Raw genomic sequence first — 18,656 nt, 5'->3', positions numbered from 1 at the left:
TCATAAACATATACCCTTGTTAAAATGCACTGCAAATTGGCAGTGCGTTTTTTTGTTGTGGGAAATCTTTTTGGTGAAGGTATGTAATTTTTCCGGATAGGCGGAATTTCCGGATTATCGGAAAAACAGCTTCCGTGGAATCGGAAATTGGATCCAGAATTATCGATATTTTCTAAGTGATTATGTTGATTACGCCTTTAAAATAAGCATTTTTAATTTTCAGAATAGTTGGCATAAAACTTGCAAATAAATTTAAATGTAACGGTCTTTTTTTTGAATGGGGATGAAAGCGTTTTCTGAAAAAGTCCTTTACGAATTTTACGCAAGGGGGATGTATATGGATTTATTGGTTATTTTATTGGCACTTGGATTATTGATGTTTGTGGCATACCGAGGTTACTCTGTTATCCTGTTTGCTCCAATCTGTGCTCTGCTAGCTGTTGTATTGATTGCACCTAGCCATGTATTGCCATTCTTTTCAGGTGTATTTATGGAGAAGATGGTCGGATTTATTAAATCTTATTTTGCTGTTTTCTTATTAGGAGCTATTTTTGGTAAGGTTGTTGAAATGTCCGGGATTGCTGAATCGATTGCGAAGACAATTGTCAGTTGGCTTGGGGCGAAACGGGCGATGCTGTCGATTGTGCTGCTTGGGGCAATATTAACCTACAGCGGGGTTAGTTTATTCGTAGCCGTGTTTGCGATTTACCCGTTTGCTGCACAAATGTTCAAGCAGGCAGATATTCCGAAAAGGCTTATTCCAGGTACGATTGCGCTAGGTGCGTTTACATTTACAATGGATGCGCTGCCTGGAACACCGCAAATTCAAAACGTTATTCCGATTGCTTTTTTTAAAACCGACATCTATGCCGCACCTATCCTTGGAATCATTGGTGCCATCATCGTTTTGGCAGCCGGCTTATTCTATCTGGAATCCAGACGGAAAAAGGCTGAAAAAGCAGGTGAAGGTTATTATGGGTTAGGAGCGGAAATGGCAGCTGCTATTGAAAAGGAAAAGCTTGGTGCCAATGAGCCTGCTCTACCTGATTTAACAACCGAACAGTCATTATCAAGAAAAATTCTTGCCTTTGTTCCGCTCATTTTGGTCGGGGTAACGAATAAACTTTTTGTAACGAATATTCCAAAATGGTATCCGAATGGTTTTGATTTTGCAGCACTTGGCTTAGATGCCTATAAGGTTGATGTAGCAGTATCTGCCCCCATTTGGGCGATTATTATGGCGCTCCTTGTTGGGATTATCACTTCGATTGCCTATGATTGGAAGCGCGTAACGAAAGGCTTTAAGGATGGTGTGAATACAGCAATTGGCGGGTCTTTATTGGCTACCATGAATACAGGTGCAGAATACGGATTTGGTGGAGTTATTGCAGCACTTCCGGGATTTGCAAAAATGAGTGATGGTATTTCCTCTACTTTTACTAATCCACTCGTGAACGGAGCTGTTACCACTACGACACTTGCCGGGATGACCGGTTCGGCCTCAGGCGGCATGGGGATTGCGCTGGGGGCGATGGCTGAAAAGTATAATCAAGCGATTGCCGCAGCGAATATTCCACCTGAAGTTATGCACCGTGTCGTGGCGATGGCATCGGGCGGGATGGACACCCTGCCGCATAACGGAGCGGTCATCACCTTGCTGGCCGTAACAGGGCTAACCCATAAGCAATCCTACCGAGATATTTTTGCCATCACGGTCATTAAGACATTGGCGGTATTTGCTGTTATTGCTATATATACACTCTTTGGAATTGCTTAACAGTTTAGGAGGTCTTAATTATGAGTAAGGCATTAGCTGGAAAAACAGCATTTGTGACAGGGTCGGCAAGTGGAATCGGCTTAGAAATTGCTAAGACTTTTGCTGAAGAAGGGGCAAATATTGTTATTTCCGATTTAAATGAAGAAAAAAGTAAACAAGTGGCACTGGAGTTAAAGGCACAAGGTTTTGATGCAATTTCCGCCCCCTGTAATGTCACCGATGAGGAGGCATATAAGAATAGTCTGGAATTGTCAAGAAGTACTTTTGGAAAAATAGATATTCTCGTAAATAATGCTGGGCTGCAATATGTTTCTCCAATTGAGGATTTTCCGACAGAAAAATTTGAACTGATGATTAAAGTTATGTTAACGGCGCCGTTTATTGGCATTAAAAATGTATTGCCGTATATGAAAGAGCAGGGCTTCGGCCGAATTATCAATATGGCTTCCATTAATGGCTTGGTTGGCTTTGCCGGGAAAGCGGCCTACAACAGCGCGAAACATGGGGTGATTGGCTTAACGAAAGTAGCCGCATTGGAAGGAGCCCAGTACGGAATTACGGTCAATGCCCTATGTCCTGGTTATGTTGATACACCGCTTGTAAGGGGGCAGTTGGCTGATTTGGCCAAGACGAGAAATGTCGGATTAGAACGTGTCCTCGAGGAAGTCATTTATCCGCTTGTCCCCCAAAAAAGACTCTTATCTGTATCTGAGATTGCGGATTATGCCGTATTTCTAGCAAGCGACAAAGGCAGGGGGATAACAGGTCAGGCGGTTGTTCTCGATGGCGGGTACACAGCGCAGTAGACGGTATCAGTGTAAGTGTTGATAGTGCAAGAGAATCCAGTCAGAAGGATTCTCTTTTTTTTACAAATATTCCAATTTTGAAAAAACTTATTAAGATTTTGCTATAATGAATTTAATGAGTTTTTATAGGGGAGGCAATCGATGCGGGCATTTGACAAAGTACCAAGCAGCTGGCATGAGCAAATTATCAATCTATTAGCAGAACGTGTGGTTATTGTCGATGATAACGGGATTATTTTATATATTAACGAAGGATATTGCGAGTTTATCGGCACCACGATGGAAGATGCGCTTGGCCGGCATGTACAGGATGTGATTGAAAACTCGCGGATGCATATTGTTGCCCAAACAGGTCTGAAGGAATTGGCCTCAGTCCAACATATAAATGGCAGTGAAATGATTGCTAATCGATTTCCAATTGTTGAAGAGGAACAGATTGTTGGTGCCGTAGGAAATGTCATGTTCCGTAATCCTGAAGAATGGCGGATGTATAAAAGTAAGATCCAAAGCCTTGTTGATGAATTAAACTATTATCAAGCAAGGGTTCAAAGGGATTTGCAAAGTAAATATAGTTTTCAGGACTTAATCGGGGACAGCCCTAATTTTCTTGCAGCAAAAACATTGGCGCAAAGAGTTTCCAGGAGCGATTCGTCGGTGTTATTGATCGGTGAATCTGGCACCGGAAAGGAATTATTTGCTCATGCGATTCATCATGACAGCAACCGGTCTGCCGCTCCCTTTGTGGCCATTAATTGTTCCTCCATCCCAGAGCACCTGCTTGAATCGGAATTGTTTGGTTATGCGGATGGTGCTTTTACAGGCGCGAAAAAAGGCGGCAAGAAGGGACAGTTTGAATTAGCAAGCGGCGGGACGTTATTTTTAGATGAAATTGGGGATATGCCGCTCACGATGCAAAGTAAACTATTAAGAGTGCTGCAGGAAAAAGAAGTGGTCCGAGTCGGAGGTCATAAATCTATTCCTGTGGATGTGCGGATTATTGCTGCCACCCATCGGAATTTAGAAAGAATGGTGGAAAAAGGGGATTTCCGACAAGATTTATATTACCGATTAAATGTCATTAAAATTGATATTCCTCCGCTTAGGACAAGGAAGAAGGATATCCCTGGGATTGCAAAGCGGTTATTGAAAAAATTAGAAGCGAGATTTTTCCGAAATGGTATTGAGTTGTCCTATGAGGTAACTGAGAGATTGATGCAGCATTCTTGGCCGGGGAACATTCGCGAATTGGAGAATGTATTAGAACGTTCGATCAATGTGCTTGATGGAAAAACCATTCTATTAATGCACCTGCCCCTATATTTGCGCGATCGAGAAACCGAGGGGGGAAACGAAGGTAACTTACATAATGAACAAACTGTTTCAGTAAGCAATATCTTGTCAGCGGAACCGAAGAATATTCTCCCATTGAAAGAGACACTCATCCAAGCAGAAAAACATGCAATTGAACAAGCTTTAGTGGTAACGAAGGGTAATAAACTAGAAGCGGCTAAACTGCTGGAAATCGGTAAAACCAGTTTTTATGATAAATGTAAATTATATGATATAAGTTAAAAAGATTTAACCAATACAGGAACTAAAGAAATCCATCATATGATCAAGGACTTCACTCGAAATTTTAATGAGTAAGTCCTTTTTTGTTTTTTGTGAATTTTATCTTAATAGAAAGAACAAAATTTATTTGTTGACAAAAAAATAAATTGTAACTATTATGATTACAGGTAATCAAATTTGTTACAAACGGACTCTTAAATAAAACTATATCGGAGGAATCAAAATGAAATTATTAGTCACAGGAGCAACAGGAAAGTTTGGCTCAAAAGTCGTTAAGACTTTATTAAAAACTGTAGCCGCAAACCAACTTGCTGTCAGTGTTCGCAATCCGGAGAAAGCAGAAGGGCTGCGTGCTCGTGGAGTGGAAGTCCGCCAGGGAGATTTTGATCTGCCGGAAACATTGGATACTGCTTTTGCAGGTATCGATCGTTTATTAATCATTTCTGCGGACGGAGACAATGAAACAAGAATTCGCCAGCATGCCAATGCAGTAGCTGCAGCAGAACGTGCGGGAGTTAAATTCATTGCCTATACTAGTTTAGCGAACGCAATGGAAAGTAATAACCTATTCGCTCCTACACATCAGGCAACAGAAAAGGCAATCGTGAAAACAGGCATCCCTTACTCTTTCTTACGCAACAACTGGTACTTGGAAAACGAAATCCCAAGTATTCAAGGCGTTATCGCAGGTGCTCCATGGGTAACATCTGCGGAATCAGGTAAAGTTGGCTGGGCGTTGCAGCAGGATTATGCAGAAGCTGCAGCTGCGGTACTGAGTGGTGAAGGACACGATAACACAATTTACGAGCTTTCCGGCAGACTATTAACACAGGAAGAATTAACATCTGCCCTTGGCAACGTGTTGGGTAAAGAGGTAATTTTACAAAAGGTTGATGATGCTGCATATGCCGATATTATGAAAGCTGTTGGACTGCCTGATTTTCTTATTCCTTTACTTGTTGACATCCAAAGAAGCATTCGCGAAGATACACTGGCTGTTGAAAGTAACGATTTTGAAAAACTTATTGGCCGGCCGGCTACACCAATAAATGAAGCATTGACACAAATCGTTAATGGAATCAACCAAACAAAATAATAACACTCAAATCTCAATGATTTGTGGGTATAAAGTTGCGTTTCTGTTTCAAACAGGAACGCTTTTTTATGTTAGCAAGAAGGAAATAAAGTGGGCGTGGGAGTATTATAGTAAGGGCAACTAAGCTGAAAATGGGGGACAGTTTTAAATGAAAGTGAATCCAAATGAATTTGAAATAAATAATTTACGTTATATTATTAGGTCTGCAAAAGAGGAGGATGCCAAAAACTTATCTGAAGTTAGAGTGCAGATTGATGGTGAAACAGAAAATATGGATCGAGAAAAAGGAGAAGCATACATAGATGAATCTGGCTTCAAACAGATTATTAGAGAGGATACTGAACGGAAAAATAACCTTTTTTTAGTGGCTGAAGCAAATGATAGAATTGTAGGTTTCTCTAGATGTGAAGGAACTCTACTGAAAAGAATGTCACATAAAGTGGAATTTGGAGTCTGTGTCTTAAAAGAATTTTGGGGTCATAGTATAGGAAAAAAACTATTGGAAGAGTCCATTCATTGGGCAGATTCAAACGGTATTAAGAAAATATCATTGAGTGTTCTTGAAACGAATGATAAAGCTATTAAACTTTATCAAAAATATGGGTTCGAAGTGGAAGGCATCTTAAAAAAGGACAAAATTCTTTCCGATGGGAATTATTATAATACTATTTTGATGGGAAGGATTAATGTGTAATCAAAAGGCTAATTGGTGTTTTTTTATGAAAGTAACAAAGTGAAACTTGTCTTCATATGATAAATTAAATTTCGTGGAAAAGAGGTGTGAAGATTGACACAACATATTACAACTGGTCCACATCCTGGACAAACTGGAGGTTGTATTGCCGAATATAATCACTCAACGCTTAGCCATGTTCCACCACATCACTACTCGCCATCTCACAATCCAAATCACAATCCAAATCACAATCCATATTATCAGCAGCCAATGATGGGTCAAGGGTTTCAAGGAATCCCGACTTGGAGGCCGCCTGGAGGTTCTTATCCGTATTTATATTAATGTCTTGGATTGTTGTAAAAAGAATAATTTTGTTATAGGTACTTTTCTTCTTAATGAGAAAGTACCTTTTTTATTTGTTTAAAGCGGAAAAGTGGTATCATAGTACAGTAAATACTATTAATATTGTGAAATTTATGATTAGGCTGAAAACGGGAATAAAACTAAATTACAGTACGGATGTGGTGAATTCTATGAAAGCAAAATTCCATTATGCATGGATAATTATTTTTATTACATTTTTAGCTTTATTGGCTGTTCAAGGAGTTCGCCTTGCGTTTGGAGCATTTGTGCAGCCTTGGGAAAAAGATTTTTCCATGGATAGGGGGACTATTTCCCTTATATCTACATTAAGCTTTGTTGTTTATGGTCTTTCGCAGCCAGTGATTGGAAGACTCGTAGATAAGCTGGGTCCACGGTTGATTTTATCGGTGAGTACCTTATTGGTTGGAGTGAGTATCTTTTTAACCTCCTTTATCAATAAGCCATGGCAGTTGTTTGTTCTTTATGGCATCTTCGTTTCCATCGGAGTGGGGGGAGCATCTAATGTTGCGGCAACCGTCCTGGTAACGAAGTGGTTCAATGAAAAACGCGGCCTTGCCTTGGGGATTATAGAAGCAGGATTTGGAGCAGGACAAATGCTTCTTGTACCAGGGTCTTTACTGTTAATAAACTGGTTGAATTGGAAAGTAACAGTTGTTATTTTAGGCATTTTTCTGGCAGTTATTGTTTTTCCTGTTGTCCTTTTATTATTACGCAATGACCCTAATGAGAAAGGTTTACTGCCAATTGGCGGAAAAGCGAAAGAAGAAAAACAGGCAATTGGTGATGCGAATCAAAATAGTAATTTTTCTATTTGGGAAGCTTTCCGCCAAAGACAGTTTTGGTTTTTAATTTTACCGTTTGGAGTTTGTGGATTTACCACGACAGGATTAATGGATACACATTTAATTCCTATTTCTAATTTATGTGGGTTTTCTCCAGGTGTAACAGGTGCTGCGGTGAGCATTCTGGCTGCTTTTAACATTATTGGCATTTTACTTTCAGGCATCGTTGCGGATCGATGGAGTTGCAAAAAAATACTGTTCGGGTTGTATGCGGTAAGAGCTTTATCCATTGTTATTCTTTTAAATACTTATAACCCGGCAATGCTGCTGGCTTTTGCCGTTGTGTTCGGATTGGTCGACTTTGCAACGGTAGCGCCAACTCAATTACTGGCAACTCAATTTTTTAAAAATCATTCTGTAGGGTTTATCCTGGGCATGTTGTCACTAAGCCATCAAATAGGCTCGGCATTAGGTTCGTACTTACCAGGTTTCTGGTATAGCCTCTCAGGAAATTATAATCTTTCTTTCTACTTTTCGATTATCATTCTTGCACTGGCGGCCATTTTTAGCGGGTTGCTTCCGAAGCAAATCGTTAGTAAGGAAGAGAAAGAATTAAAAACATTGCATGCATAAATAATGAAAATAAACCTAGCATTTCATGATAATGCTAGGTTCTTTCATTAGAAGAGGGGGGAAGTCAAATACTTCACTCATCTTGGCCCTCCTTTTCAAAGCTTTGAGTAAACGAGTCATCAGGGCATTGACCTGGAATTGGAATGCGTGGGTCAAATTCAGGATTTTGGAGTACTTCATACGGGCGCATCATTTCATGGTCCTCATGTTCAAGGTTATGGCAATGCCAAGGGTAAATCCCCGTAAAAGGTCCGAAGCGGGCAATAATGCGAGTGACTTCTTTCGGATTTACCCCAACGGTATCCTTCCAGCCCTTTTCATTTGGGGATGGTTCCCGCGGTGGACCAACGTGTGTGATATGTTTATTTTTATCAATTGTAATGGGAGCATGATTGAGAACCTGGAAATGCACAAGATGTAAATGCATTGGATGATTATCTCCTGTCAAGTTGTATAGCTCCCAAACTTCTACTGTGCCATTATACGGAGTTTCTGTAATGGGTAATTCACTCCAGGTCATGTCATTGAGCAATGGTTTCAAACGACCTGGAAATTCCGGGTCATCAATTTCAGTCAAGATGTTTTGCCGTACAGGTACACCATTTGGATTTAGTCTTTCCAAACAAGATAATGTTGCTGGAATAACACTTTTGTCAGGTTCAGTAAGGTTTTTACTAACACGGAACTCCATAATTTGTGGAAGGGTGGGAATACGCGGATTGCCGCTTGGGAATGGTGATGGCGCATCATTTGTTAGGATGATTTTCTGACCTGCATGTTTTGAAAAGTCGACAATCACATCTGCACGTTCCGCTGGGCCGAGCAGCAGCCCTTCCCTATGTGGTACAATAACTGGCTTCTCAAGAAATCCGCCATCTGTCCCTATTTGGATAAACTCTTGGCCAGAGCTTAATCGTAGCCGATAAAACCGGGAATTGGAGCCATTAAGGATACGGAATCGGTATTTGCGCGGCTCAACCTCGAGAAAGGGCCAGACTTTTCCATTCACAAGAGCGGTATTCCCGAAAAACTCCGGGACGACAGATGGTCTGGGCAGGCTTGAATCAATGGGCGGTGAAGGATCCGGCGGCGCTGCCTGGTTTGGCTGGGCAGGATAGAATAATTCACCAAACCGCTCCCCGCTAAGATAGAACGATCGATCTTGAATCAATATCGGAATTTCATATTTTCCTTGTGGAAGGTTAAGTTCTTCCTCTTCGTCATCTCTAATAAGATAAAACCCGGCTAGCCCTGCATAAACATTTAGCCGGGTGATTCCAACGGCATGATCATGATACCAGAGGGTAGCAGGACGTTGACCATTTGGGTAATAATAAACTTCATGCAAGAATTTAGGGCCAACGTTTTTGAAGTTTCGGGTAAACCAGGCTTCCGGATACCCGTCATTTTCCTGACGATTACGACCACCGTGTAAGTGCACAACTGTCCGGACAGATGGTCGGTCCAGTTCTGCGCCATGCACGGTTCTATCCACCGGAAGCAGGTGTTCAAACGGCAGCTTGTTTTCCCACTTAACATAAATAGGTTGGTTCCTGCGAACCTCAAATGTAGGTCCGGGATACATGCCGTTAAAACCCCAAACAGTCGTCGGTTTTAGGTCACGGTGTAATTTTTGCTGAACCTGCTTCATTTCTACCTCGTAGTACGGTTTTCCATCTCTGTTCCCGATGGGGGTTATGATTGACGGTATTGGCAATGCATCTACAAACTTGTCTAAAGGCAAATATAATTCCTCCTTATTTTAAAACCTCTTTTTTAGATTATGAATATAGGAAGTTTTCAGTTTTCTTTTTTTGAAAAAATGGTAAACTAGTTAAAAAAACAAAAAGTGAGGCGCCAGCATGATTAAAGCAGTTTTTTTTGATTTGGATGATACGTTGCTGTGGGATCAGAAGAGTGTAAAGGAAGCCTTTGTGGCTACATGTAAGGTTGCAGAGGAACGATATGGACTAGATTCGGACCAGTTGGAGGAGGCTGTCAGAGAGGCTGCTAGAAACCTCTACTCTTCCTATGAATTTTATCCTTTTACACAAATGATAGGAATCAATCCCTTTGAAGGTCTATGGGGTAATTTCCTAGATGATCACGATGATTTTAGAAAAATGAAGGATACGGTTCCTGGTTACCGGAAAGACGCTTGGACGGCGGGTCTTAAGGCTATGGGGGTTGACGACCCAGAATTTGGCCAAGAATTGGCGGAGCGTTTCCCAGCCGAGCGCCGAAAGCTGCCGTTTCTATATGAGGAAACGTTTAAAACACTAGATTCGTTAAAAGGGAAATACCAGCTTCTACTATTAACGAATGGATCACCAGACTTGCAAAATACGAAACTAACGATTACTCCAGAATTGGTTCCATACTTTGACCAAATCGTCATTTCAGGTGATTTTGGTAGAGGAAAACCAGATCCAACGATTTTTGAACATGCCTTGTCAAGACTTTCCCTGGAGAAGGATGAAGCCATCATGGTAGGGGATAACCTGATGACCGATATTCTTGGGGCTAACCGTGCGGGAATCAAATCGGTATGGGTTAACCGTCACAATAAAGAGCGGAATGAAGTCATACCTACTTTCGAGATTCACCATTTAGAAGAGCTTTTCACGATATTGGAGAAGTTATAAAAAAAGATCAGCTGCCTAATCGGGCGGCTTTCTTTATGTCAAAAGACCAATTTCTTTAATACGGTGTAACCTCACCCCTTTTTTAAGCGACTATTATGCTGAAAACCAAATAATTACAAAAAGGGGATCGTGAAAATGAGAAATAAAAGAGTGATTTTTATAGTAAGCTCTGCCTTAGCCATTGGACTTTTAGCCGGCTGCGGTTCTGGTGTGGGGGATCAGAAGAATGGTAGTTCAGGAGCTCCAAAAGCGACAGCCCCTAAACAAAACGAGATTGCTGCAAGTTTTCTCCCAAGGATTGAAATGATTGAGCAAGAGACGGGAATTAACGTGAATTACCGGGTAAAGAATATTTCTGGTAAAGGTCAGAAATTAACGTTTTCAAATGGTTTACAAGTGGATTATATCGTATATGATGAGTCTGGAAAAAAGGTAAAACAATATTCAGAAGAGGTTATGTCCACTCAAGCTATGCAGGAAGTAAATCTCGAAAACAATGAAGAAATCGCCAAGGAATTTACCATCACCGACCTGAAAAATGGCAAGTATAAGCTGGAGGTTTTCTTAACAGCAAAAGAGGAGCAGGCTAGGGTTGTTATGGATTTACTTGTGGAAAAAGCCGCTCTCGACGGTTCTGGCAAATATGTTGGACAAATCGACCCACATACCATTGAGATTGATATGAATGGCACGAAAACCGCGTTCCAATTATCTGATGAAGCCCAAAAACAAATATTAGCCCTTAAAGAGGGAAGTAACGTAACATTTCTATATAAAGAAAATGAAAATGGCCAAAAGGAAATTGAAAAATTTTTATAAAAAATATATTCATAGAAGGGACAGCGATTTTAGATATCACTGCCCCTTAGTTTTTAACCAATCAGCCTTTCAGCTTTTTAAGTACCCGTTCTTCGAAATCTGCCCGGTCAATATCCAAATCATGTGTTTCATTACGAAATGACTTGAACCTTCCGCCCTTCACTTCAAGGGTAAAATAGCCTCTTTCACTTGCAATATTTATATCGCCGATAATATTTTTCCTTCGGATTGGATCGAACAAATTTATCATATTTGGATTGCTGGGATGCGGTCTGAATTGGCAGCCTTGCTCCACGCATATTTTAACAATGTTACGGACCTTCTGATTGGCGATACTATCAATTTTCTTGGTTGTTTCTTTACTTATGGTCATTCTTTAGTCTCCTTTCCGTCTTAACAACGATATGCCGTGGCGGCGTTGAATATTCAATAATTATAATACCTAACACAGCTGTGAATGGGGATTGAGTATTGCACGGATGGATGAGTATCTGTTACCCTTGAATTATAAAAAATATTCATAATATTTTTTCAATAGGAGATGAAATAGATGAGTATAGCGATTGATGAGTTATTTATCGGACAAATCGCTCGCTTAAAACGAGTATTTACAGATGATGATGTCAAATTATGCAATGAGTTGACACGGGATTTTAGCCCAGTTTATCAAGTAAATGAAAATGTCTGGAAAAATTTTTACGACCAACCAATTGTTCCAGGGTTATTGACCGAAGGCTTAATCACCCAGGTCATTAGCCAAAAGCTGCCGGGAGACGCCTGTATTTTGCTGCAAAAGGAACTGGTTTTTTATTACCCAGTCCATGTGGGAGATGAGATTACAGCGGAGCTCGAAATTATTGATATTAACGAAACAAGGAATTGGGTAACCCAAAGGGTCAGCTGTTACAACCAGCAGGGAAACGAAGTGGTAAAAGGACAGGTGGTCATACTTGTACTGCCGAAACAAAGTTCATAGGTGATGTGAATGGAGCTAACCCAAAAAGTTGATAACCGCGCTGGGTATTGGGGATCACTGGAAGTGGATGAAAAGGGGATTCTTGTAGATGTCAGCCCTGAATTTTGCAGCTATTTTGCTTTTGAAAAGCCTGATATAATTGGGCTTTCTATTGCGCATATCGTGGAAGGAGCCACAAAAAAACGGCCAGCCTCTGCTGTTGGAAAAACAGTTATTTCTGGTTTAATTAAAGGTCGTCCCTGTTTAATTAGAATCGAAAAAAAGGACAAACACCTCATTTATTCGGTCATTTTAAGAAAAGAAGAAATCGATCATGCTGAATTTTATTCTTTTCTGCAGATGGTGGATAAGCCAAAAATAAGATCAAAGACATCCAACGGGAATCGATATAGTTTTGAGGAGATTATTGGCGACAGCCCATTGATGGCTCAAATTAAGGAATTGGCTGCCAGGATTGCAGCTAGTAGTTCAACTGTGCTGCTTACTGGCGAAAGCGGTACAGGGAAGGAATTGTTTGCCCAGGCCATTCATGGACTTAGCTCGAGAAAAAACCATCCGTTTGTGGCGGTTAACTGTGCGGCGATTCCTGATGAATTATTTGAATCGGAAGTATTTGGCTATGAAGGAGGGGCATTTAGCGGGGCGAAGAAAGAAGGAAAGCCTGGAAAAATTGAATTGGCGCAGAACGGGACACTATTTTTAGATGAGATATCCGAGTTGCCTTATCAAGCCCAGGGGAAACTGCTCCGGGTGCTGCAAGAGCGAGAGGTGGAGCGGCTTGGGGGAACTGGAAGCAAGAATGTCGATATCCGGATTGTTGCCGCTACGAACCGAGACCTAAAAACTTTGGTTCAGGAAGGCAAGTTCCGGCAGGACTTGTTTTATCGTTTGTATGTATTTGAATTAAAAATACCGTCATTAAGGCAAAGAAAAGAGGACATTTTAACGTTAGCCTATTATTTCATCGAATATTTCAATGAAAAATTAGTCCAAGAGGTAAAATACTTAGCACCTAATCTCCAGGAATGGCTTTTGAATTACGAGTGGCCTGGGAATGTCCGCGAACTAAAAGCGGTTATTGAACGGGGGATGAACATTGTTCAGGGGGAAACCCTGACAATGGACAGCTTGTTTATTTCCCCATCTCTTGAACGTTCAGTTGAAAAAACGGAGACGGAAGAAACACCTAAACTTTTAAGTTTAGAGGAAGCTGTATCAAATGCAGAAGTTTCCGCAATCCAGCGTGCACTTAAGGAAGCAGACGGCGACCGGACAAAAGCAGCCCAATTGCTGAATATTCACCTAGCCAGTCTATATAGAAAAATAGCGAAATATAAACTAAATAAATGATGATTTTATCTATTCACACACACTTTTTCTAGTGTGTGTTTTTTTTTGTCTAGCTGCAGCGCCTAGGGACTCGGGGTCATAAGCCAATCCGTCAAGAAGGCTAAAAAACAGCCTTCTCGCCGGCTCGTCTTATGCCTGTCGCCCCTGGTCAAGGCGCTTCCGCTTTTCTTGTTTCGCAAATCGGATTCGCGTATATGCGAAAAATAGTGATTTTGCAAAAATACAAAACTCGGGAATCCGGTAAAATGGTGAATTCAATGTTGGCACAGAATTTGCAATATAGAAAGGTAAAGGAGGGAATCATCTTGTTGAATTTTACCTTTACTGATGAACAAGAGTATTTTCGCGAAATGTTAAGAGAATTCTCCCTGAATGAATTGCTTCCCCAGTATACAAAATGGGACCGTGAAAAAACGCATCCCCGCCATTTATGGAAAAAGCTTGGCGAACTGGGAGTGAACGGATTGAGAATTCCAGAAGAGCATGGTGGCAGCGGAGCAGACTGCGTTACGACCGGTATTGCAGCAGAGGAAGTCGGAAGAGGAGATTTTAACCTGACTTATGCTGTCATGCTAAATGCCTTAGCCTCAGAGATTATTACCAATCATGCGACAGACCAATTGAAAAAAACTTGGCTTCCGCAAATTGCTAGCGGTGACAAAATTGTTGGAGTAGCAATTACCGAGCCAGCGGCCGGGACCGATGCTGCAGGAATCCGCTCGACAGCAGTACATAAAGGGGACCGCTACATTTTAAATGGAGAAAAATCAGGAATCAGTGCGGCAACAATTGGCGATGCTTTCATAGTTTTTGCAAAAACAGACCCCAACTCCGGCAGCAAGGGAATCAGTGCCTTCGTTGTGCCTGCCGATGCTCCTGGCGTGGAGTGTAAAGGCTATGAAGACATGGGGAATGTCCCAATTGGAAGAGGATCGATTTATTTAACGGACGTAGAGGTACCGGAAGAAAATCTAATCGGACTTGAAAACAATGGCTTTTTCCAAGTTATGAATGGGTTTGACCTTAGCCGTTTGTTAATTGGACTTCAGTGTGCTGGGGCAGCCTTCCAAAGTATCGATGAGACCATTGAACACGTAAAAACGAGGCAGGCTTTTGAAAGACCGCTTGCAAAATTTCAGGGTGTTTCTTTTCCAATTGTCACCCACTATACGCAGTTGGAGTTAATTAAGTGGCAGGCATATCGCGGCCTATGGCTTCGTGACAATGGGAAAAAACATACAAAAGAGGCATCCTCGGTAAAATGGCTAGGACCAAAATATGCACAGGAGGCAATCCATGAATGTATGCTTCTTAATGGACACTACGCTTATACGAAGGAAATGCCGCTTGAACAAAGGCTTCGGGATGTAATTGGGTTGGAAATTGGGGATGGCACTGCACAGGCTAACCAAATGGTCATTACTCGAGAATTGATTGGGAAAGAATTTCGTCCCTATTAAAATAGGAGACTACTTCACGAATGGATGATGCCGAAACATTTTTTATCGGACAAATAGCGAGAATCCAAAGGAACATTATTAGTGAAGATGTTGAAAAGTGGAAATTTTTAACCTGGGATTTTAATGTGGTGTATCAAAGTGAGACATGGTTTGAACTGCCTCTTGTTCCGGGAATTGTTTGTGAGGGATTGATTGCGGAGGCGATGGGCAAAGAATTGACCTGTCACCCTGCTGTGATATTGAAGAAAGAATTCGTCTTTCTAAATCCAGTCCATATCGGCGATTTGTTGACGGTTGAGATAGAAACCATAGATGTCAATCAAGAAATGGATTGGGTTACCGAAAAGGTAACAAGCATCAATCAATCTGGTGTTGAAGTGGTCAGAGGGCAAGTTGTTTTGAAAATTTTAGCAAAGAAAATGGAGGAATGAAAAATGGAAATGACAGATGTACTTTATGAGAAAAAGGATGGAATTGCCAAGATAACAATTAACCGCCCGGAGGTTTATAACGCCTTTCGTGCACAAACTGTCCAAGAATTAATTTGGGCGTTTCGGGATGCCTGGGATGATAACAGAATTGGCGCGGTTATTTTAACAGGAGCAGGAGAAAAAGCCTTTTGTACTGGCGGTGACCAAAAGAATAAAGGTGACAGTGGCTATGATAGCTCAGGTGGACTTGGCGGTGGCATTGGATTGGAAATTGAAGCTTTGCACCGGACAATTCGCGCGATTCCAAAGCCGGTTATTGCAGCTGTAAACGGTTATGCTATTGGCGGCGGCCACGTTCTTCATGTGGTTTGCGATTTAACCATCGCCGCTGAAACTGCCATTTTTGGCCAAAGTGGTCCTAAAGTGGGCAGCTATGATGCAGGGTTAGGATCTGCCTATCTTGCGAGGATTGTCGGTGAGAAAAAGGCCAGGGAAATTTGGTACTTGTGCGAAAAGTATTCGGCACAGGAGGCAAAGGAAATGGGCCTTGTCAATAAAATCGTCCCACAAGGCGAATTGATGGCGGCAGCAGAGGAATGGGCGGGGAAAATTTTAGAAAAGAGTCCAACAGCTATTAAAATGCTGAAATATTCCTTTAATGCAGATTCCGCCAATATTGAAGGGATTTCGCAAATTTCGATGGCAAGCTTAGCGATGTTCTACAAAACGGATGAGTCGGCAGAGGGAAGAAATGCTTTTGTCGAGAAACGCCCGGTTGATTTTAAGAAATTCAGACAGTAAACCAATATTACCTTTAGTAGGGGGAAAACAGGCTGATGGGTTTCGAGACGATTTTAACGATAAGGTTTAAAAATTGGAGGGATAAACAGTGGTAAAACGTACTGCATTTGTTACCGGTGCCGGCAGCGGCATTGGCAGAGAGATTGCTAAATTACTAGCATCACGAGGAATGTCCTTAATTGTTGCTGATATTAATAAGGAGGGCGCTGCGGAAACTGTTGCGCAAATTAAAGAAAATGACGGTGAAGCAGTTGCAGTTCATTGTGATGTTACTAGTTTGGAAAGTGTGAAAAACGCGGTTCAGGAATCGGTTGAAGCGTATGGGAAAATTGACGTGTTAGTGAATAACGCCGGCTGGGATAAAGTTGAGCCATTTTTAAAGAGTGAGCCGGACACCTGGAAGAAAATCATTGATATTAATTTGATGGGGCAGATCCATACGTGCAAGGAGATTTTGCCGCTTATGATTGAAAACGGTTTCGGGAAGGTTGTCAATATTGCTTCTGATGCAGCTAGGGTTGGTTCGAGTGGTGAAGCTGTTTATTCTGCGGCAAAAGGCGGTGTAGTAGCGCTGACAAAAACACTGGCCCGCGAAATGGCCCGTCATAAGATCAACATAAATTGTGTGGCGCCAGGTCCGAGTGACACCCCATTATTCCAGGAAATCGGCTCATATAATGAAGGAATTGCCGGTGCTCTGGAAAAGGCTATTCCATTCCGAAGATTGGCACAGCCACAGGATATTGCTGGCGCGGTGGCTTACTTTGTTTCAGATGATGCGGGTTTTGTGACTGGACAAACGTTGTCGGTCAGCGGCGGCTTGACGATGCTCTAAAAATTAGAATCTTTTAAGGAGAATAGTAGAATGTCTTTTGATAATATTTTGGTGGAAAAGCTAGGGTCTATCGGGGTTATCAAAATCAATCGGCCTAGCGTTCGGAATGCCTTGGATCAGGATACCATTACCGAGATGGAAGAGGGGTTTGAAGCACTTGAACGGGATGATAGTATTGGGGTCATTGTTTTTACCGGAACAGGGGATAAAGCCTTTGCGGCTGGGGCAGATATCAAGCAGGTCCGCGGCTATCAACCTATGGATGCCATTTCGTTCGGAATGTCCCGCTTTTATCAAAAAGTGGAAAGCAGCCCAAAGGTGACCATCGCAGCTGTAAACGGCTATGCCTTAGGTGGAGGCAGTGAACTGGCGCTGTCCTGTGATATTCGGATTGCCAGTGAGAACGCTAAATTTGGACTGCCTGAACTTAATTTGGCGGTCATTCCGGCAGCAGGTGGGACTCAGAGACTGACAAGGTTGATTGGTAAAAGTAGAGCCCTTGATATTATATTAACAGGTGACATGATCACTGCGGCGGAAGCAAAAGAAATCGGCTTGGTATCGGCAGTTGTTCCAGCGGAAGAGTTATGTAGAGCTGTTGAAGAAAAGGCGGGGAAAATTTTAGCCAAGGGGCCATTAGCGGTAAGGCTTGCCAAGCTCGCGGTTCACAGTGGAGCGGAAACAGATATTCAAACAGGTATATTGATAGAGCAACTGGCTCAGGCCGTACTGTACAGCTCCATTGACAAAGAGGAAGGAACCTTGGCATTCCTTGAAAAACGTCAAGCTTTATTTATCGGCAAATAGGCGGTGGGATGAATGGATTTAAATATAAATGGTAGAAATATTCTGGTCACAGGTGCAGCTAAAGGCATAGGAAGAGGGATTGCGCTGGCAGCCGCCAATGAGGGAGCCAATATTGTCCTGCATTATCAATCTTCCAAAAAAGAAGCACTTGAAACTGTCAAGGAAATTGAACGGCATGGCGTTCAGGTGGTACTAGTGAAAGGTGACTTGGCATCCATTGACGATGTTCAAAACATGAAAAAGGACATTTCACAAGGGATTGGCGAAATAGATGCAATTGTCAATAACGCCGGATTTGCCCAATATAAATCCTTTTTTAAATATCAACCGGGTGAATGGAAGCGGGAAATCGATGTGTGTTTGCTCGGTGTTATGAATTTAGCCCACACCTTTATCCCGGATATGATGGAGAAAAAGGGAGGAAAATTTATCAACATCATTGGGGATTCTGCCCGTACCGGAGACCGAAATTTTATAATATCTGCCGCGGCACGAAGCGGTACGATTAGCTTTCTTAAATCACTTGCCCAGGAGGCTGGCAGAAATAATATTCAATGTAATACAGTCGCCCTCGGTCTCATAGATCAGGGGCAGAGCTTTGACCCGGATGTGCTAGAAAAAATCATGAAGCAATATCCATTAAAACGGCTAGGTAATATAGACGATATATCAGGTAGCATTCTTTTTCTATTATCGCCTTGGTCTGATTGGATAACAGGACAGGTTCTTTCCATTAATGGCGGGCACAGTATGTTGGGGTAAAGATATATGGATGCTTCAGTTATCATATTTTGGTAATTGAAGCT

Annotated in this window: 19 protein-coding genes; 17 read left to right on the top strand and 2 right to left on the bottom strand. The window is 41.8% G+C overall.

The window, feature by feature from the left end:
• Positions 1 to 337 precede the first annotated feature (337 nt).
• The 7 genes from V5M37_RS18875 (at position 338) to V5M37_RS18845 (ending at position 7,726) form a co-directional block, all read left to right on the top strand.
• Positions 338 to 1,777: a GntP family permease gene (locus V5M37_RS18875; protein WP_423798696.1), complete on the top strand. Its 1,440-nt coding sequence runs from the start codon at positions 338 to 340 to the stop codon at positions 1,775 to 1,777.
• Between the two features lie 20 nt (positions 1,778 to 1,797).
• Positions 1,798 to 2,583, top strand: a complete 786-nt coding sequence (locus V5M37_RS18870; protein ID WP_423798695.1) for a 3-hydroxybutyrate dehydrogenase — start codon at positions 1,798 to 1,800, stop codon at positions 2,581 to 2,583.
• Positions 2,584 to 2,724: 141 nt separating this feature from the next.
• A complete protein-coding gene (locus V5M37_RS18865; RefSeq protein ID WP_423798694.1) occupies positions 2,725 to 4,155 on the top strand; it encodes a sigma-54 interaction domain-containing protein in 1,431 nt (476 codons plus the stop codon).
• Positions 4,156 to 4,378: 223 nt separating this feature from the next.
• Entirely contained in the window at positions 4,379 to 5,251 is an 873-nt protein-coding gene (locus V5M37_RS18860) for an SDR family oxidoreductase (protein ID WP_423798693.1), read from the top strand.
• Positions 5,252 to 5,399: 148 nt separating this feature from the next.
• Positions 5,400 to 5,945 (top strand): N-acetyltransferase family protein, encoded by a 546-nt coding sequence (locus V5M37_RS18855; RefSeq protein WP_423798692.1) that lies wholly within the window; start codon positions 5,400 to 5,402, stop codon positions 5,943 to 5,945.
• Between the two features lie 93 nt (positions 5,946 to 6,038).
• The gene (locus V5M37_RS18850) at positions 6,039 to 6,269 is read left to right on the top strand and encodes a hypothetical protein (protein WP_423798691.1); all 231 of its coding nucleotides are present in this window, start codon (positions 6,039 to 6,041) and stop codon (positions 6,267 to 6,269) included.
• 191 nt (positions 6,270 to 6,460) lie between these two features.
• Complete coding sequence (locus V5M37_RS18845; protein ID WP_423798690.1) at positions 6,461 to 7,726, top strand: MFS transporter; 1,266 nt, start codon at positions 6,461 to 6,463, stop codon at positions 7,724 to 7,726.
• Between the two features lie 73 nt (positions 7,727 to 7,799).
• Here the strand turns inward: V5M37_RS18845 and V5M37_RS18840 are convergent, their stop codons facing one another.
• Positions 7,800 to 9,470 (bottom strand): multicopper oxidase family protein, encoded by a 1,671-nt coding sequence (locus V5M37_RS18840; RefSeq protein ID WP_423798689.1) that lies wholly within the window; start codon positions 9,468 to 9,470, stop codon positions 7,800 to 7,802.
• Positions 9,471 to 9,588: 118 nt separating this feature from the next.
• Between V5M37_RS18840 and V5M37_RS18835 the strand changes: the two genes are divergently transcribed.
• Positions 9,589 to 10,371 carry an HAD family hydrolase gene (locus tag V5M37_RS18835; RefSeq protein WP_423798688.1) on the top strand — a complete coding sequence of 261 codons (783 nt, stop codon included), beginning with the start codon at positions 9,589 to 9,591 and terminating at the stop codon, positions 10,369 to 10,371.
• Positions 10,372 to 10,506: 135 nt separating this feature from the next.
• Positions 10,507 to 11,190: a BsuPI-related putative proteinase inhibitor gene (locus tag V5M37_RS18830; protein WP_423798687.1), complete on the top strand. Its 684-nt coding sequence runs from the start codon at positions 10,507 to 10,509 to the stop codon at positions 11,188 to 11,190.
• A gap of 61 nt (positions 11,191 to 11,251) precedes the next feature.
• On the opposite strand, the gene V5M37_RS18825 is transcribed toward V5M37_RS18830, so the two are convergent.
• Positions 11,252 to 11,563, bottom strand: coding sequence for a hypothetical protein (locus V5M37_RS18825; protein WP_213148230.1), 312 nt, complete (start codon positions 11,561 to 11,563; stop codon positions 11,252 to 11,254).
• Between the two features lie 177 nt (positions 11,564 to 11,740).
• Here V5M37_RS18825 and V5M37_RS18820 point away from each other — a divergent pair, with 177 nt between their 5' ends.
• From V5M37_RS18820 to V5M37_RS18785, 8 genes are all read left to right on the top strand, one after another.
• Positions 11,741 to 12,166 (top strand): hypothetical protein, encoded by a 426-nt coding sequence (locus tag V5M37_RS18820; protein ID WP_423798686.1) that lies wholly within the window; start codon positions 11,741 to 11,743, stop codon positions 12,164 to 12,166.
• 9 nt (positions 12,167 to 12,175) lie between these two features.
• Positions 12,176 to 13,516: a sigma-54 interaction domain-containing protein gene (locus tag V5M37_RS18815; RefSeq protein WP_423798685.1), complete on the top strand. Its 1,341-nt coding sequence runs from the start codon at positions 12,176 to 12,178 to the stop codon at positions 13,514 to 13,516.
• A gap of 305 nt (positions 13,517 to 13,821) precedes the next feature.
• A complete protein-coding gene (locus tag V5M37_RS18810) occupies positions 13,822 to 14,976 on the top strand; it encodes an acyl-CoA dehydrogenase family protein (RefSeq protein WP_423798684.1) in 1,155 nt (384 codons plus the stop codon).
• A gap of 20 nt (positions 14,977 to 14,996) precedes the next feature.
• The gene (locus V5M37_RS18805; RefSeq protein WP_423798683.1) at positions 14,997 to 15,407 is read left to right on the top strand and encodes a hypothetical protein; all 411 of its coding nucleotides are present in this window, start codon (positions 14,997 to 14,999) and stop codon (positions 15,405 to 15,407) included.
• A 3-nt stretch (positions 15,408 to 15,410) separates the two neighbouring features.
• A complete protein-coding gene (menB, locus tag V5M37_RS18800; RefSeq protein ID WP_423798682.1) occupies positions 15,411 to 16,208 on the top strand; it encodes a 1,4-dihydroxy-2-naphthoyl-CoA synthase in 798 nt (265 codons plus the stop codon).
• Between the two features lie 88 nt (positions 16,209 to 16,296).
• A complete protein-coding gene (locus tag V5M37_RS18795) occupies positions 16,297 to 17,043 on the top strand; it encodes an SDR family NAD(P)-dependent oxidoreductase (RefSeq protein WP_423798681.1) in 747 nt (248 codons plus the stop codon).
• A 30-nt stretch (positions 17,044 to 17,073) separates the two neighbouring features.
• Positions 17,074 to 17,850 (top strand): enoyl-CoA hydratase/isomerase family protein, encoded by a 777-nt coding sequence (locus V5M37_RS18790; protein ID WP_423798680.1) that lies wholly within the window; start codon positions 17,074 to 17,076, stop codon positions 17,848 to 17,850.
• A gap of 12 nt (positions 17,851 to 17,862) precedes the next feature.
• A complete protein-coding gene (locus tag V5M37_RS18785) occupies positions 17,863 to 18,612 on the top strand; it encodes an SDR family NAD(P)-dependent oxidoreductase (RefSeq protein ID WP_423798679.1) in 750 nt (249 codons plus the stop codon).
• The last annotated feature ends 44 nt before the right edge of the window (positions 18,613 to 18,656 follow it).

The organism is Neobacillus sp. SAB-20_R2A, assembly GCF_049568635.1.
Lineage (GTDB): Bacteria > Bacillota > Bacilli > Bacillales > Cytobacillaceae > Neobacillus > Neobacillus citreus.
This window is presented reverse-complemented; position numbering and strand designations above follow the sequence as displayed.

What these genes read in the sequence shown, in the direction of transcription:
- V5M37_RS18875 (WP_423798696.1), top strand. Translation starts at nt 338, where the DNA reads ATGGATTTATTGGTTATTTTATTGGCACTTGGATTATTGATGTTTGTG.
- V5M37_RS18870 (WP_423798695.1), top strand. Translation starts at nt 1,798, where the DNA reads ATGAGTAAGGCATTAGCTGGAAAAACAGCATTTGTGACAGGGTCGGCA.
- V5M37_RS18865 (WP_423798694.1), top strand. Translation starts at nt 2,725, where the DNA reads ATGCGGGCATTTGACAAAGTACCAAGCAGCTGGCATGAGCAAATTATC.
- V5M37_RS18860 (WP_423798693.1), top strand. Translation starts at nt 4,379, where the DNA reads ATGAAATTATTAGTCACAGGAGCAACAGGAAAGTTTGGCTCAAAAGTC.
- V5M37_RS18855 (WP_423798692.1), top strand. Translation starts at nt 5,400, where the DNA reads ATGAAAGTGAATCCAAATGAATTTGAAATAAATAATTTACGTTATATT.
- V5M37_RS18845 (WP_423798690.1), top strand. Translation starts at nt 6,461, where the DNA reads ATGAAAGCAAAATTCCATTATGCATGGATAATTATTTTTATTACATTT.
- V5M37_RS18835 (WP_423798688.1), top strand. Translation starts at nt 9,589, where the DNA reads ATGATTAAAGCAGTTTTTTTTGATTTGGATGATACGTTGCTGTGGGAT.
- V5M37_RS18830 (WP_423798687.1), top strand. Translation starts at nt 10,507, where the DNA reads ATGAGAAATAAAAGAGTGATTTTTATAGTAAGCTCTGCCTTAGCCATT.
- V5M37_RS18825 (WP_213148230.1), bottom strand. Translation starts at nt 11,563, where the DNA reads ATGACCATAAGTAAAGAAACAACCAAGAAAATTGATAGTATCGCCAAT.
- V5M37_RS18820 (WP_423798686.1), top strand. Translation starts at nt 11,741, where the DNA reads ATGAGTATAGCGATTGATGAGTTATTTATCGGACAAATCGCTCGCTTA.
- V5M37_RS18815 (WP_423798685.1), top strand. Translation starts at nt 12,176, where the DNA reads ATGGAGCTAACCCAAAAAGTTGATAACCGCGCTGGGTATTGGGGATCA.
- V5M37_RS18805 (WP_423798683.1), top strand. Translation starts at nt 14,997, where the DNA reads ATGGATGATGCCGAAACATTTTTTATCGGACAAATAGCGAGAATCCAA.
- menB (WP_423798682.1), top strand. Translation starts at nt 15,411, where the DNA reads ATGGAAATGACAGATGTACTTTATGAGAAAAAGGATGGAATTGCCAAG.
- V5M37_RS18790 (WP_423798680.1), top strand. Translation starts at nt 17,074, where the DNA reads ATGTCTTTTGATAATATTTTGGTGGAAAAGCTAGGGTCTATCGGGGTT.
- V5M37_RS18785 (WP_423798679.1), top strand. Translation starts at nt 17,863, where the DNA reads ATGGATTTAAATATAAATGGTAGAAATATTCTGGTCACAGGTGCAGCT.